Source organism: Clostridium sp., from assembly GCF_047777555.1.
Lineage (GTDB): Bacteria > Bacillota > Clostridia > Clostridiales > Clostridiaceae > Clostridium_H.
This window is the reverse complement of record NZ_JBKEEV010000005.1, coordinates 95,476-111,182: the sequence shown is the minus strand read 5'-3', so window position 1 is coordinate 111,182 and position 15,707 is coordinate 95,476. Positions and strand designations below refer to the sequence as shown.

At 31.1% G+C, this 15,707-nt stretch carries 14 protein-coding genes and 1 riboswitch; of the genes, 10 read left to right on the top strand and 4 right to left on the bottom strand.

What is annotated here, in order from left to right; translation table 11 throughout:
- Window positions 1–69: 69 nt before the first annotated feature.
- From ACFWTK_RS09695 to ACFWTK_RS09680, 4 genes are all read right to left on the bottom strand, one after another.
- Window positions 70–2,526 (bottom strand): DsrE/DsrF/DrsH-like family protein, encoded by a 2,457-nt coding sequence (locus ACFWTK_RS09695; RefSeq protein ID WP_415875814.1) that lies wholly within the window; start codon window positions 2,524–2,526, stop codon window positions 70–72.
- Between the two features lie 29 nt (window positions 2,527–2,555).
- On the bottom strand, window positions 2,556–2,843 hold the full coding sequence (locus tag ACFWTK_RS09690; protein WP_415875813.1) for an ArsR/SmtB family transcription factor: 288 nt from the start codon (window positions 2,841–2,843) through the stop codon (window positions 2,556–2,558).
- Between the two features lie 145 nt (window positions 2,844–2,988).
- Window positions 2,989–4,041, bottom strand: a complete 1,053-nt coding sequence (locus ACFWTK_RS09685) for a D-alanyl-D-alanine carboxypeptidase (RefSeq protein ID WP_415875812.1) — start codon at window positions 4,039–4,041, stop codon at window positions 2,989–2,991.
- Window positions 4,026–4,325, bottom strand: coding sequence for a hypothetical protein (locus ACFWTK_RS09680; protein ID WP_415875811.1), 300 nt, complete (start codon window positions 4,323–4,325; stop codon window positions 4,026–4,028). Before ACFWTK_RS09680 ends, ACFWTK_RS09685 begins: the two co-directional genes overlap by 16 nt.
- 115 nt (window positions 4,326–4,440) lie before the next feature.
- Here ACFWTK_RS09680 and ACFWTK_RS09675 point away from each other — a divergent pair, with 115 nt between their 5' ends.
- From ACFWTK_RS09675 to ACFWTK_RS09630, 10 genes are all read left to right on the top strand, one after another.
- Window positions 4,441–5,043: an NUDIX hydrolase gene (locus ACFWTK_RS09675; protein ID WP_415875810.1), complete on the top strand. Its 603-nt coding sequence runs from the start codon at window positions 4,441–4,443 to the stop codon at window positions 5,041–5,043.
- An 82-nt stretch (window positions 5,044–5,125) separates the two neighbouring features.
- On the top strand, window positions 5,126–6,367 hold the full coding sequence (locus ACFWTK_RS09670; RefSeq protein ID WP_415875809.1) for a serine hydrolase: 1,242 nt from the start codon (window positions 5,126–5,128) through the stop codon (window positions 6,365–6,367).
- Between the two features lie 245 nt (window positions 6,368–6,612).
- A complete protein-coding gene (locus ACFWTK_RS09665; RefSeq protein ID WP_415875808.1) occupies window positions 6,613–7,803 on the top strand; it encodes a hypothetical protein in 1,191 nt (396 codons plus the stop codon).
- An 82-nt stretch (window positions 7,804–7,885) separates the two neighbouring features.
- Window positions 7,886–9,049, top strand: coding sequence for a M20 family metallopeptidase (locus ACFWTK_RS09660; RefSeq protein ID WP_415875807.1), 1,164 nt, complete (start codon window positions 7,886–7,888; stop codon window positions 9,047–9,049).
- Window positions 9,050–9,583: 534 nt separating this feature from the next.
- Complete coding sequence (locus ACFWTK_RS09655; RefSeq protein WP_415875806.1) at window positions 9,584–10,225, top strand: lactate utilization protein; 642 nt, start codon at window positions 9,584–9,586, stop codon at window positions 10,223–10,225.
- Between the two features lie 18 nt (window positions 10,226–10,243).
- The gene (gene dmpI, locus ACFWTK_RS09650) at window positions 10,244–10,429 is read left to right on the top strand and encodes a 4-oxalocrotonate tautomerase DmpI (protein ID WP_415875805.1); all 186 of its coding nucleotides are present in this window, start codon (window positions 10,244–10,246) and stop codon (window positions 10,427–10,429) included.
- 35 nt (window positions 10,430–10,464) lie between these two features.
- A riboswitch (cobalamin riboswitch) is annotated at window positions 10,465–10,663 on the top strand.
- A gap of 94 nt (window positions 10,664–10,757) precedes the next feature.
- Window positions 10,758–11,591 (top strand): energy-coupling factor transporter transmembrane component T, encoded by an 834-nt coding sequence (locus tag ACFWTK_RS09645; RefSeq protein ID WP_415875804.1) that lies wholly within the window; start codon window positions 10,758–10,760, stop codon window positions 11,589–11,591.
- A gap of 1 nt (window position 11,592) precedes the next feature.
- Complete coding sequence (locus ACFWTK_RS09640) at window positions 11,593–13,212, top strand: ABC transporter ATP-binding protein (RefSeq protein WP_415875803.1); 1,620 nt, start codon at window positions 11,593–11,595, stop codon at window positions 13,210–13,212.
- A gap of 1 nt (window position 13,213) precedes the next feature.
- Complete coding sequence (locus ACFWTK_RS09635; protein ID WP_415875802.1) at window positions 13,214–13,900, top strand: ECF transporter S component; 687 nt, start codon at window positions 13,214–13,216, stop codon at window positions 13,898–13,900.
- Window positions 13,901–13,924: 24 nt separating this feature from the next.
- Window positions 13,925–15,655, top strand: coding sequence for a hypothetical protein (locus tag ACFWTK_RS09630; protein WP_415875801.1), 1,731 nt, complete (start codon window positions 13,925–13,927; stop codon window positions 15,653–15,655).
- Window positions 15,656–15,707: the final 52 nt, after the last annotated feature.

Genomic DNA, 15,707 nt, shown 5'->3' with positions numbered 1-15,707 from the left:
GTATGCATGGTTTTTATTTATGATAGTATAAAAATATTCGCTGTTTTGCAATAGGCCCTTATAACTATATTAAATAAAGAGGTTTACGTTAGAATTATAGGCTTCTCCAAGGTAGTAGCCAACTCCTCCTAATTTAACACCATCTATTAATTCTTCTTTTTTAAATCCTAAAAGGTCCATTGACATTTGGCAGGCTACTATTTCTACACCGCTTTCAATAGCTGATTTCATTAGGGTTTCAAGAGATTCAACGTTTTTATTTTTCATTATACTTCTTATCATTTTAGGACCAATTCCAGCCATGTTCATTTGAGATAGTTTTAATTTCTGTGATCCTCTAGGCATCATCCATCCAAACATCTTTTCAACCAAAGTCTTTTTAACGGATGTATTTTGGTTTTTTCTTAGGATATTTATTCCCCAAAAGGTGAAGAACATAGTAACCTTTTTACCCATAGCGGCGGCACCGTTAGCTATTATAAAAGATGCTATAGCTTTATCTAAATCTCCGCTAAAGACAACCATAGTTTGACCATCTTTTGTTGGAATCATAATATTATCCTGTGATACAGCTGCTTCGCAAGAACTCTTTTTTAAAGTAGCTTTAATTATTCCTTTTTCCTTGGTTAGGCTTACTAGTTCTGTACCAGTACTTTTGCACCAAGATTGTATATCGGCGTAGAAACCAGGGTCAGAAGCTGTCACGTTTAAAAAATCTCCGAAATTTAATTCATCTACTGCAGATTTAACTCTCATTAGTGGACCTGGGCAGCTAAGTCCGCAAGCATCTAAATTCTTAAATATTCCTGTATTTATTTTTGTATTTTTTACATCATCAATAATTGTGTTATTAGAATTTAGAGTATGATCATTTTTTTGGGGAGTAAATTTAGAGGCTAGATATACTTTATATCCTCCAGTTATATTCTTAACTTTAAATCCATTTTGCATTAATAGTCTTGCAGCGTAATATCCTCTTTGTCCTACTTGACAATAAGTCCAAATTTCTTTAGATTTATCTAGTTCGTTCATCCTTTCTCTTAAATTCTGCAGAGGAATATGGATAGAACCTTCTATTATTCCTGTTTCAACTTCTAAATCAGTTCTTACATCTAGAAGTATTACATTATTTCTATCTCTTGTGTCTACAGCACTTGGAGTAACCACTTCAACTTTTCCAGATATAATGTTTTCTGCAGCATAACCAGCCACGTTAACTGGATCTTTAGCTGAAGAGAAGGGTGGAGCATAGCAAAGGTCAAGCTCTGTAAGATCTGTTACATTTCCACCTAATCTCATAACCGTTGATATATCATCAATTCTCTTATCTACACCTTCATATCCAATTGCTTGGGCACCAAAGATTTTTCCTTCCTTATTAAATATAAGCTTTAGAGTTATTGGTGTTGCTCCAGGATAATAAGATGCATGGCTTTGTGGTAATACATAAATAACTTCATAAGGAATGTTCAATCTTTTCAAAGTTTTTTCGTTATTTCCTGTAGATGCGCAAGTTAAATCGAAAACCTTAAGAATTGAAGAACCTTGTGAACCCTTAAAGGTTGTTTTTAGTCCACAGACGTTATCAGCTGCTATTCTGCCTTGTTTGTTAGCAGGTCCTGCCAAAGGGATAGCTGTCTTTTGTCCATTTACAAAATCAACAACTTCTATAGCATCACCAACAGCGTATACATCTTTAATGTTAGTCTCTAGGTTATTATTTACTATTATATGACCTTTTGGACCAAACTCTAATTTTGTATCCTTAAGAAAAGCAGTATCCGGAGTTACCCCTATAGCAAGTATAACTATATCTGAAGTTATTTTTTCTCCATTATTTAAAGCAACGTCTAGTTTGCCGCCATTAGGAGTGAAAGCTTTAACTCCATTATTTAAAACTAAGCCTACTCCGTTATCCTCTAATTCCTTTTCGGCAATTGTCACTATGTCTGAGTCAAAGGGTGCAAGAATGTGAGGAGCAGCTTCAACTAAGGTAACCTTTATTCCAAGGTGATTTAGGTTTTCTGACATTTCCACACCGATAAATCCGCCGCCTATAACTACAGCAGATTTCGGTTTGTTTTTAGTTATATATTCTTTAATTTTGTCAGTATCAATCATATTTCTTAATGTGAATACTTTATCATTGTTTATACCATTAATAGGAGGTTGAATTGGTTTTGCTCCAGGTGATAAAATCAATGCATCATAGCTTTCTGTATAAGTTCCTCCATCACAGCTTTTAACTGTAATTTCTTTTTTATCTGTATCAACTTTAATTACTTCACTTTTAGTTCTCACATCTATATTGAATTTAGATTTCATATCAGTTGGAGTAGTAACTAAAAGATTATCTCTTTCTTGTATTACATCCCCAATATAGTATGGCAATCCGCAGTTAGCAAAAGATATGTATTCTCCTCTTTCAAATAGTATGATTTCAATATTTTCATCCAATCTTCTAAGCCTTGCAGCAGCTGATGCTCCGCCAGCAACTCCTCCAACTATTAATACCTTTTTATTCATTTAATCCACCTCCATAAGATTAATTTAAGTTATTCTTCCTCATCAAATAATAAGTTTATAATTTCAATTACTTTTTTATTGCAAACAGTATAGTTTATTTCAAGGCCATTTCTTTCACCTTTGATTATCCCTGCGTTTTTCAACATCTGAAGGTGGCGAGAAACAGTAGGCTGTGGTATATCAAGGCAATTTTGCATGTGGCTTACATTGCATTTACCTTTTTTAATTAGCCCTTTAATTATGCATAGACGTACAGGGTGAGCTATAGCTTTTAGCAGTTCTGCAATTGCATCATATTTTTCAAAATCATTATCCAAGATTAATCACCTCGCGTATTATTATATTCATATATTACAATATATGAATATAGTTGTCAATGTGCTAAAGAAATTTTTACTACTTCTGTCATTAGGTTGTGCATAATATAAAAAAATGAACCTAGAGCTTTGCTCTAGGTTCATTTTAAAAGATTCTTCTATTTCTTCTTCTTCTCCTGCTTGTAGATATTAGCCTAATAAAAATTAGTATTAATAATATTACAACTGCTGCACCAACTCCAGCTCCTATGTATAATAAAATATTATTTTTAATTACAGCTTTAGAGGATATAGTAGGGTATAAATCATAAGTTGTTGTAAAATTTCTTTCTTTTAAAACTAATTTTCCTATACTTTTATCTGTACTTAGCTTACTTACTTTGATGTCTTTAGAAATTTGAAAATCTGTTTTAATCTCAGACTTATTCGCTTCATTTTCATAATAAGTAGCATCTTCTTTTAGGATTACAGGAACCTTAATCTCTTTTTCAGGTCCCAAAAATTTTAAGGGTTTATACTTAATGGATATAGTCTTTAATTCAGTATTAGCCTTATATAAAGGAGTTTTTTTAGCAGCATAAGCCCAGTTTATTATTTTTGCCATATCATTAAATACATAGGTATCGTTAGCGTCATAAACTGATTTCATAACTACACCTATAAGCACTCTTCCGTCTTTTTCGAAAACATTTGTAAGAGTTCTTCCAGACTTTGCAGTGTATCCAGTTTTACCGCCTATAGATACAGCATTTGATGCAGGAACTTGTTCAAGATCGATACCAATTTTATCTGCAAAGGCAGTATCTATCTTTTGACCTAATAACTTATTTCTATTTTCTATATAAGCTATAGCTCCGTTGGAAATTTCCACCTTATCCTTTTTTGTTCCCATAACTTTGCTTACCCAAGAATTTTTATAAGCTTCCCTTGTTATTATTGCTAGATCATAAGCAGAAGTATAATGATCATCTATGCCGTTATCCAATCCATTAGGTGTTACAAAGTGAGTATGCTTTAAACCTAAGCTTTTTATTTTATCGTTCATCATATTAGCAAAATCAGCAGGACTTTCAGCTAAATTATCAGCTATCATATAAGCGATATCGTTTGCGGAGAATAAAAGTAAAGCTTTCATTGCATCCTCTGCAGTCATTGTATCTCCAACACGAAGATTATTTTTACCTACAAGAGTACGCAAAGTATACTCAGGTTGATTTGCAGCATTTTGGTGTATTTAAGTAAATCTGTAGGCTTTTTATTTTCAGCTAGTAATAAGGCTGTTAAAAGTTTTGTTGTGCTTGCAGGATACATTGGAGATGCATCTATATCCTTAGCGTATATTATTTCTCCAGTTTTAGCATCCATTACTATTGCTGATTTGCCCTTGATTGTTGGTAAGTCCGCATTGGCAGCAAAAGCTGTCATAGAAAGTGAAATTACGAAAAATATTGTTAATAATAAGGTTGAAAATTTTCGTCTCAAGATTCATCTCTCCCAATTTAAAATTTTTATGTAGTTAAGCATGATTTTAGTATAACATTTTAATATAATTAGAACAACAGAAAAAATAGAGCTTAAGAAAGAGAGGAATATGAAAATGGAGTATATAGAAAAGATATTTAAAAATAGAAATGGCGGTCCTATAGGAGATTTTCATAAAAGTGCAGTTATGATTTTGCTTATAGAGGAAGATGGTGAAATATATATTTTATTTGAAAAAAGGGCACTGCATTTAAGAAAGCAGCCAGGGGATATATCCCTACCAGGAGGAGGCATAGAAGAAGGAGAAAGCCCAATGGAAGCAGCTGTGCGAGAAACGGAAGAAGAGTTAAATATAAATAGGAATGATATAGAAGTTATTGGAGAAATGGACTACTTTATAAGTCCTTACAATTCCATAATATTTCCATTTGTAGGCAAACTAAAAAGAGGCAGCATACATCCAAACAAAGATGAAGTAGATCATATTTTTAAAGTTCCATTAAAATTCTTCTTAGAGAATAATCCTATAGCTCATGAAGTAGAAATAAGACCACATATGAAAGAGGATTTTCCTTATCATCTTATTCATGGAGGAAAAAACTATAAGTTTTCAAGAAGAAGGTATAATCAATATTTTTATATCTTCAAAGACTACGTTATATGGGGATTTACTGCACAAATCATTAAAAGATTTGTTGAAATAATAGAAATGAATTGACACGCTGCTGTACATTTTTCTTGGCAGCTTTGGTTAAATTACATAGTAGTGGTAGAAAATTTAGTGTTGGGAGTGCAGGTTTATGAAAGAAGGTTTCATAAAAAGAATCAGTAGACTACTGCTATTATGTATCATATTTAAGTCTTTAAGCTTATCATTTTTTTATGAAGAAGCAGAAGCTGTTAGCAATCCTTTCAGTTCCGACAGCAATTTGATAGAAAATTTATTAGAGAGCAGAAAAGATTTGTTTGGAACAGTATTGAAAAATCCAGATAAATATGAAGTTCAAATATTGTATACTCAGATAAATAGAGATGAAAATAATGTACCTAGTTTTAAATCTTTTAAATATAGGGTAGACAACAGTAAGTATTTTTATCCAGCCAGTTCTGTAAAGCTATCAGCCTGTGTATTAGCTTTAGAAAAACTAAATAATTTAGGAATACATAGGGATACTCCTATGAAGATAGGGAAGGGAAGAGCATCACAAAAGGCTGTAATTTATGACTATAGTGCAAAAGATAAAAAGTCTACCATTGCAAACTATATAAAAAAAATTTTGGTTGTCAGCGATAATGATGGGTTTGATAGACTGTATGAATTTTTAGGTCAAGAATATTATAATGAGACTTTGTGGAAAAAAGGATATAAGGATACTAGAATACTGCACAGACTTGGAAATAATATGAGCTATGAAGAAAATAAGTATACCAATCCTATTACATTTTACAATGGAGAAAAAATAATTTATGAGCAACCTATGGCTTACAATAATAAAGATTATTCAAATCATATATACGGACTAATTAAAGGTAAAGCATATGTATCAGGAAAAACTCTTATACATTCTCCAAAGGATTTTTCTAGGAATAATTTTTTTTCTATAGAGAATCTTCAAGGAATTTTAAAAGCAATTATGTTTCCAGAGCAGGTTCCTTATGAACAAAGGTTTAATTTGAAACAAGATGATTATGAATTTTTAAGAAAGTATATGAGTATGCTGCCTAAAGAATGTGACAGTCCAAAGTACAATCTAAAAGACAGTAATTTTAAATATTTTATTTTTGGAGATAAGAGCAGTCCAATACCTAAAAACATTAAAATTTATAATAAAATAGGGTGTGCCTATGGGTATCTAATTGATAATGCTTATATAACAGACATAGATAAAGGAATTGAGTTTATGCTGACAGCTGTTATATATACTAATGAAAATGAAATTTTTAATGATAGTAAGTATGAATATTATAAGATAGGTATGCCATTTTTATCAAACCTAGGAAGAGTTATATATGACTATGAAGTAAAAGGAAGAAGAATGTAGATTATGTTTAGAATGCTATAATCTGCATCCTTCCTTTTTATTTTTTGTAAATATTCCAAAAGAAAACGAAATCATAAACAATATATCATATCATAGTTATCAAAAAAATTCAAATTTATGATTGACTTTAGCGTAGTATATTGATAAAATATTAGGAAAATAATTGTTTGATTTAACATTTTTTTGGGGCTAATTTCTATTCAATTTTAGAAATTAAAAATAAATTTAAAGGGGGTGCGTATAACATGAGTTTCAGTGTTATTGCAGCATTTAGTGTAATTTTATTAGTTTTAACCGTAGGGGAAATGGTATCAATTAAGTCTAAGGCCTTTGTTCCATCAGTATTTATGTCAGCAATTATCTTCTTAATAGGCTTTTGGACAATATTCCCTAAGGATTTAATCGATAAGGGTTCTTTTGTAAAGCCAGTAGTTACCCTATCCATGTATTTGCTTTTAACCCATATGGGAACTTTAATGAGTCTTAGAGAATTAATGGGGCAGTGGAAAACTATTGTAATAGCATTAGGTGGAATTACAGGTATAGTAGCAATGGATTTAACTATTGGAAAGGTGTTATTTGGATGGGAGACAGTAGTAGTAGCTACTCCACCTTTAACTGGAGGAGTTGTGGCTTCTATATTAATGTCAAAAGCAGCAACTGACAAGGGACTTGTAAGCTTAGCTGTTCTATCTACTTGTATGTATATAATGCAAGGCTTTGCAGGATATCCATTAACAGCACTATGTTTAAAAAAGGAAGCTAAAAGAGTTGTTACAAAATTTAGAAATGGAGGAGCAGAAGATTATAAAGCTAAAGCGGAACTTGCAGTTACTGAAGAACAAAAGAAAAGTAGAAAGAAGTTAATACCACCATTACCAGAAAGATATCAGACATCATATATGATTCTTTTAAAGTTAGGTATTGTGGCATGGCTTGCATCTTTAGTTGCTCCAATAATTCATATTAATGAGTTTGTAGTTTGTTTAGTATTCGGAGTTATAGGATGTGAGTTAGGCTTCCTTGAAGAGAAAGCATTAAATAAGGCAAATGCTTTTGGATGGTTAATGACAGTGCTTATGGCATATATTTTTGCAAGTTTATCTGAGGCTACTCCAGCAATGTTATCTGAGATCTTAGTTCCTCTTATAGGAATCATTATTCTAGGAGTAATAGGAATGGCAATAGTTTCTATGCTTTTAGGAAAGCTATTTGGGTATTCAAAAGAAATGGCATTTTCAGTTGCATTAACTGCTTTGTTTGGATTTCCAGCAGACTATATATTAACTCATGAAGCTGTGAAATCCGTATGCGAAACGCAGGAAGAAAATGAATATGTTTTAGATAATATGCTTCCGCAAATGTTAGTTGGAGGATTTACAACAGTAACCATAGCTTCTGTAATTATTGCAGGGTTCTTTGTAAAGTTGTTCTAAAGCATTAATTGATTATAAAATCTTCAAAAGGGAATTGAGATATCATATAGGGAAGTATTAAAACTAGGGGGCGTAGTTAGTTATGGAAATTAAGGAATTAGGAGAAAAGTATAAACAATATATAATAGATTTAAGAAGGGAATTTCATGCTTATCCTGAGCCAAGTCTTTATGAATTTAAAACTTCAGAGAAGATAAAAAGAGAACTAGATAATATGGGAATATCCTATGTACCTATTGCATCAGGCACAGGTGTATTAGCTACTATAAAAGGAAAAAAAGAAGGAAAAACTGTAGCTTTAAGAGCAGATATAGATGGATTATCTGTTGAAGAATGTAATAATGTAGAATATAAATCTCAAAATAAGGGATATATGCATGCTTGTGGTCATGACTGTCATATAGCTATGCTTTTAGGAGCAGCAAAAATACTAAATGACATTAAAGATGAGTTAAATGGAACAGTTAAGTTAATGTTTCAACCAGCAGAAGAAGTAGCCGAAGGTGCTAAGAGAATGATTAAAGAAGGGGCACTTGAAGGTGTGGACGGTGTGTTCGGCATACACGTTTGGAGTGATATAGAATATGGAAAGGTATGTGTAGAAGAAGGGCCAAGAATGGCTTCTGCAGATTTATTCACTATAAAAGTTAAAGGTAAAGGTGGACATGGATCTGCACCTCATCAAGGAATAGATGCAGTAGTTGCTTCATCTGCTATAGTTATGAATTTACAGTCAATAGTAAGTAGAGAGATTAGTCCTCTTGAGAATGCAGTTGTTAGTGTTGGAAGTCTTAAGGCTGGTTCTAGATTTAACGTTATAGCAAGTGAAGGAATATTAGAGGGGACAACAAGATGCTTTAATCCAGAAATAAGAGAAAACTTTCCTAAGATTTTAGAGAGAGTAGCAAAAAACACAGCCGAAGCCTATAGAGCAACTGCAGAATTAGAGTACAATTTTGCAACTCCTGTAGTAATAAATGATGTAAAGTGCTCTAAAATCGCCTCTGGAGCTGCAAAAAAAGTAGGTATTGAAACCACACACTTAGAAAAAATATCTGGAGGAGAAGATTTCGGAGAGTTTATGAATAGAGTGCCAGGAGTTATAGCACTTTTAGGTGTTAGAAATCTTGAAAAAGGAGCTTGCTATCCTCAACATCATCCTAATTATTCAGTTGATGAAGATGCACTTCCATTAGGCTCTTCTCTTTACGCTCAATATGCAGTAGATTTCTTAAATGAACAATAAAATTTTAAAGTGATGAAAAAATGATTACACTATTTTTAGTGTAATCATTTTTCTTTGTGGGGATTTTTTACTTTTATTTTATAGAATATTATAGATATAATTTCTAAAACCAAATATACAATTAGATAATTCATTCTTATAAATCCAAAACTGTAGAAAAATTTTAAATATATAAATATAATCAAGGAAAGTATTCCCCAAAAGCCATATAGGTTAGCCATATTAGAATTTTTATGTCTACATTCTTTTACACTATGCATATTTTCTATTATTTCCTTTTTACAAGGACTTTTTTTTAGGGGTTTTACAACTAAAGATTTGAAGTAGAGAAAAAGTGCTGAGGCTATTAGAAACATTCCTAGAAATATATATGATAAGGATATGCTTGTAACATACATAGTAACACCTCTTAATTAAATTTTATCATTAGTATTCCGCAAAAAATTTTATATATGCTTACTTGATAAAACTAGGCATAAAGTCTAATATTATTTTATAATGATAAATGTAATTAAGCTTAAAGGAGTTGGTAGTATGGAAAATATAAACACATGGCACAATGAAACTTTAGGGAAGAGAGTAGTAGAATCTTTAAAAAAGAATTATTTTGATGCTGTATATTTTGAAAGTTCTAGAGAAGCTGCGAAATATATTTTAGGATATGTGAAGAGTGGGGATAAAGTAGGATTTGGCGGATCAGAAACTATAAAGTCCTTAGGAGTACAAGATGAAATGAGAAAGATTGGAGCAGAGATACTTGATCATGGAGCTCCAGATTTGTCACCAGATGAAAAGATGGAAATAAGAAGATTACAGCTTACAAGTGATTTATTTTTATGCAGCAGTAACGCAGTTACATTAGATGGAAAATTAGTAAATGTAGATGGCGTTGGAAACAGAGTAGCAGCTATGACTTTTGGACCTAAAAAGGTTATAGTAGTTGTTGGAGTAAACAAAATCTGTACAGATGAGAATGCAGCTTTTGAGAGAATAAAACTAGAAGCTGCACCAAAGAATACAAAGAGATTGTCTTCAGGGACACCTTGCACTGAAACAGGAACCTGCATGGAATGCAGAAGTGAAAAAAGAATATGCAGAGTTTACTCTGTTATGAAGAGAAAACCTTCTATTACGGACATAACTGTTGTTGTGGTTGGTGAAAATTTAGGATATTAATAGGAGGGAAATTTAATTATGCCAGTTATAACTTTGGATGGACCAAAGATGGATAAAGAAAAGAAAGCTAAATTAGTTAAAGCTTTTACTAAAAGTGCTAGTGAAGTTTTAGGAATACCAGAGCAGGCTTTTGTAACTATAATAAGAGAAAACGAAATGGATAATATAGGAGTTGGAGGAAAGCTGCTTTCTGATGGAAAATAATAACCATATGGTGGTTATTGCAAAGTAAATAGATAAATGATAATATTAATGTAATTCAAATTGAATAGCAGATTATATAAGGGAATATGGTGTAAATCCATAACAGCCCCCGCTACTGTAAGTGCGGACAAATAGTACATAACCACTTAGAAAAGCAAAACTATGTTGCTTTTCTAGGGAAGGGTACTAAGAGAATGAAGCGCAAGTCAGGATATCTTATATAAATCGAAGGTTTAGCCACTTATCTTCGGAGGGAAGGTGAAGGTTTTGGGCTTTTTGGCATCTTAACCGAACTTTCTAAGTTCGGTTTTTTGATTTTGGAGGAAACATGAAGAATAATTATAATAAAATGCATACAATGACTTCCATTATATTAAATCTAATTTTAATCTTCATTATATTAAGCACCAGCAGTACCATTATACTGTTTGGGGTTTTTGTGTTTAATATAATTATATTCAAGAGCAGTAAAAGCATGGATAGATTAAAAAAAAGCTTTGTATATTTTATACCTTTTCTTATTGTAGGAATTATAATAAATTCTATTTTTGTAAGTGAGGGAAGCACCATAGTTTTTACTATATTAAATAAGAATTTTACCTTGGAGGCTATATTATACTCTCTCATATTTTCCTTTAGACTGCTTTTGATAATTCATATGTTTATAAACCTTGAAATTATGATAGATTCTGATAAGGCTTTATCATATTTTTCAAAAAAGCTTCCTAAAACAACTCTTACTATGTTAATAGGATTAAAGTTTTTTCCTGCTATGAAAAGAAGGATATATTCTTTAAAAGAGATATACAGTATAAGAGGGGTTAATTTTGAAGGAAATAGATTAATAGACAAAGTAAAGGGATATGCTCCAGTTATTTCTGTGCTGCTAGAAAGTTCATTAGAAGGAGCGTTTGATATAGGAGAAGCAGCATATATAAGAGGCTTTTTAAGCGGCAGAAGGAGTATTTATGATAAACAAGTCCTACAAAAATCAGATTATATATTGATTATAGAGAGCATTATTATTTTGGGAGTATTTATTATATATAAAATATTTACTAAAGAAGAAAGTAGGTTTTTCTTGGGAAGTATATTTATACTTATTTTGATAATACTTCTAGGTATATGTACATATGTGTTGAATTTTAGAAGGGAGGGGTGATATGGAATATATTGAAATAAAAGATTTAAATTATTATTATCCCGATACAAAAGAAAAGGCTTTAGACAATATAAATATTGCTGTAGAAAGTGGAGATATAGTGCTTGTTCTTGGTGAATCAGGTTCTGGAAAATCCACTTTAGGAAAGTGTATTTCTGGGGCAATACCTAATTTTTATGGAGGAAAGATATCGGGAAGTATATTCATAGGGGGTAAGCCTTTAAGCAACATAGAACATAATGAAAGAAGTAGGGAAATAACCATGGTTTTTCAAGATCCAGAAAGACAGCTTTTGATGAATAAGGTTCATAGAGAGGTAGCTTTTGGTCTTGAGAATACAGGAGTAGAGGAAGGAAAGATAAAAAGAAGGGTGTTTGAAGCTATGCAGTTTTCAAATATATTAAGTTTAGCCAATAGAAATATAGATACCCTATCAGGAGGGCAAAAACAGAAAGTGGCGATAGCTTCGGCAATCTCTTATCTTCCTAAATGTATTATTTTAGATGAACCTACATCTCAGCTAGATCCAACTTCTTCTGAAGAAATAGTTTCTCTTATAAAGAAAATAAATGAGGAAATGGGAGTTACTATAATAGTTATTGAGCAGAGAGTTGAAAGGTGGTTTAATGCTGCAGATAAGATATTTATAATGAAGCAAGGCAGGAAAGTTTTTTATGGAAACAAAATGGATATGTATAGAGAGAAAAATGAATATATAACTAGCTTTCTCCCAAGCTACTTAAAGCTGTGTAAAAGCTTGAACATAAAGGAAATGCCTCAAAGTCTTAAAGAAGCTAGAAAAAGACTTGAAAGCTTTAAATATGAAAGGAGAACTTCAAAAGAGCATAATTTAAATGAAGTTATAAAGATAAATACTAAAAAATTATATTATAACTATGAAAATGAAGAAGCACTAAAGGGAATAAATTTAAGCATCATAGATGGAGATTTTGTAAGTATTCTAGGTCCTAATGGGGCAGGAAAGAGTACATTGCTTAAAAGCATTATGGGTCTTATAAAATATAAAGGAAGCGTAGAAATTGACAAAAAAGAAGTTAAAAAACAGACATTGAGGGATTTAGCTAAAGCAGTGGGATATGTTTCTCAAAATCCTAATGATTATATATCTAAGGATACTGTTTATGAGGAAGTTAAATTCACATTGGATAATTACGGAATAACAAATGAAGGATTTATAGAAGAAACACTAAAAACTCTTGATTTATATAAAGTCAAGGATAAAAATCCAAGAGATATCAGCGGAGGAGAAAGGCAAAGGCTGGCTATAGCATCCATTCTGGTTTTAAAGCCTAAAATACTTCTTTTGGATGAACCAACTAGAGGAATAGACAATAGAACAAAAGAAAGTCTAGGAACAGCTCTAAGAAAACTCAACGAAGGAGGCACAACCATACTTATGGTTACTCATGATATAGAATTTGCAGCGGAATACGGCAGGAGTTTTTTGCTTATGTTTAATGGAGAAATAATTGCACAGGGCTCTAAAGAGGAAGTATTAACTGAAGGCATATACTATACAACTACTATAAACAAATTGATTAGGAATAAAAATGATAACATATTTACATTAAAAGATATTATGAATTTTGTGGAGATATAATATGAAGAAATTAATTTTGATGTTAACAGTTTGCATATTAGGAGCCTTAATGATTATGGCATATAAGTATGGAGACAATGAAAACATAGGAGCCATAATGACTTTATCCGTATTATTGATTTTATTTCTAAGCTATTTTTATTTTGAAAGGAGTTCTATGGGAACTAAGGAAATAGCTTTAGTTGCAACTTTAAGTGCCTTTAGTGCAGTATGCAGAGTTCCTTTTTATGTTATTCCAAGTGTACAGCCTACTACATTTTTAGTAGCTCTTTCAGGGTTGGTTTTTGGAAGCTATGAGGGATTTTTAATAGGAAGTACAGCTGCATTTATATCTAATATATTTTTAGGACAAGGACCTTGGACACCTTGGCAGATGTTCGCTTGGGGAATTATAGGAGCTATTTCAGGGATTTTAGGAAGAAATAATAAAAGATTATCCAGTGAAGTATTTGGAGTTATATGCTTTTTTTATGGTATTTTATTTGGATGGATAACCAATCTATGGGTTATATTATCTGGCCTTAAGGTTATCAATATAAAAACCATATTAAGCACCAATTTAACATCCTTTCCTATGGATATTATGCATGCAGGAGGAAATTTTATATTTGTCATATTATTTTATGATAAATTTTACAAAATACTAGTGAGATTTAAAAAAAGATTAAGATTTACTTATATAAATTAATTGTAAGCAGAAAGGAGTAAAGCCATGAAGAAGATAGGATTAAAAAGGATTCTAAGTAGCAGCTTAGCATTATTATTTTTAGTGGTACAAATATTTTTTATGCTAGGAAAAGAGGCAAAAGCTGATACAAAGAAAGGAGTGGAAATATCTGTAGTTAGCAATGATAGAATAATAGTTAAAGGTAAAAGCAGTAAATATAATGGATATGAAGCATTAAAAGATGTTTTAGATAAGAATAACATAGACATTCAAACTAAGGATGAACAGTATGGAAAATATATAGAGTCTATAGGTAATGTTAAGGCCAAAACTTTTGGTGGATATGATGGATGGCTTTATGCTGTAAATAGAAATGGAAATTATGAGAATATAACTGTGTCTATAGATAAATTTGTTCTTAAAGATGGGGACAAGCTTATAGTTTTCTATGGAGATATGGGAACATTAACTGCAAATAAGATAGAATATTCAACTAATGTTCCAAATGAAGAACTAAAAATAACATTGAACAATACATATACTGATTTTCAGACTAAAAAACAGGTAGTTCAGCCTATAAAGAATGTTAAAGCTAAGATAGATGAAAAAGAAGTTGAGGTTAATGAAAATGTTATTTTAATAAAAGAAGGTCTAAAAGAAGGCGAACATACTCTTGAACTAATGGACTTTGATAAAAATAGGGTTCCAAAGGTTGTAAATGATGTTATAACTTTTAATATAGGAAATTCTATCAAAAAAGATAATACTGATTTAAAAACAATTGATTTGGATAAAGAGATAAGTGACGCCGTAAGCTATATTAAGCAAAGCGAAAATTATGATCTTTGGGCAGAGATAAGCATGATGAAATTAAATGTACAACCTAATAATAAATTTATAGAAAGTAGAAATGAGTATATATCAAAAACTTATGAAGAAGTAAAGAAAAATGGTACTAATAATATAAATAACATTGATATGGAAAAGCTTATAATGACTTTAGTTAATGCTGGATACAGTCCTTATGATTTTGGAGGAGTGGATTTAGTTAAAGAGTTGTTTTCTAGAGATATAGATAAGTTTCTAATAAATGATGTGATTTTTGGACTCATCACTTTAAATTATTGTAATATTGAAGGGTACGATAAAATAGAAGATAGTTATATAAAATATTTACTAGATAAAAAGATAACAAAAAGTGTGAAAAACAAAGAATTAGTAGGATGGAGTTATTCTGGAAGTGACATAGATTCAGATATAACTGCTATGGCTGTTTCAGCTTTAAGCAAATACTATGAAAAAGATAATAACATAAGAGAAGTTTTGGATAAGGTTGTAAACACATTATCATATTTTCAAGATGAAAAAGGATATATTCCTAGTATGTACGGTATATCTAGTGAAACAGTCTCAGCTTCAATTATTGGACTAACTTCTTTAGGAGTAAGCCCAGAAGAATCTAAGTTTTTAAAGAATAAGGGTAATTTATCTCAAGCTTTGATTTCTTTTAAAAATGATATTGGTGGGTTTAAGCATGCCTTAGAAGATAAGGAATCGAATTATATTTCTTCAGAACAAGCGTTAAGAGCCTTAATATCTCTAAGAGAATTTAAGAAAAATGGAAAATACAATTATTATAGTGGTAAAAATGGAGAAGATTTAAAGAAATATACTGCACTTTCTGAAAATAAAACAAATAATCTTATTTATTTGGGGATCATAGTTATAATTGGAATTGCAGGTATAATAATTTATAAGAGAAAGCAGCCTAAGTAAGGCTGCTTTATAAATAAAAGTGGAATACATTTGTATAACTTTAAAGGGAGGG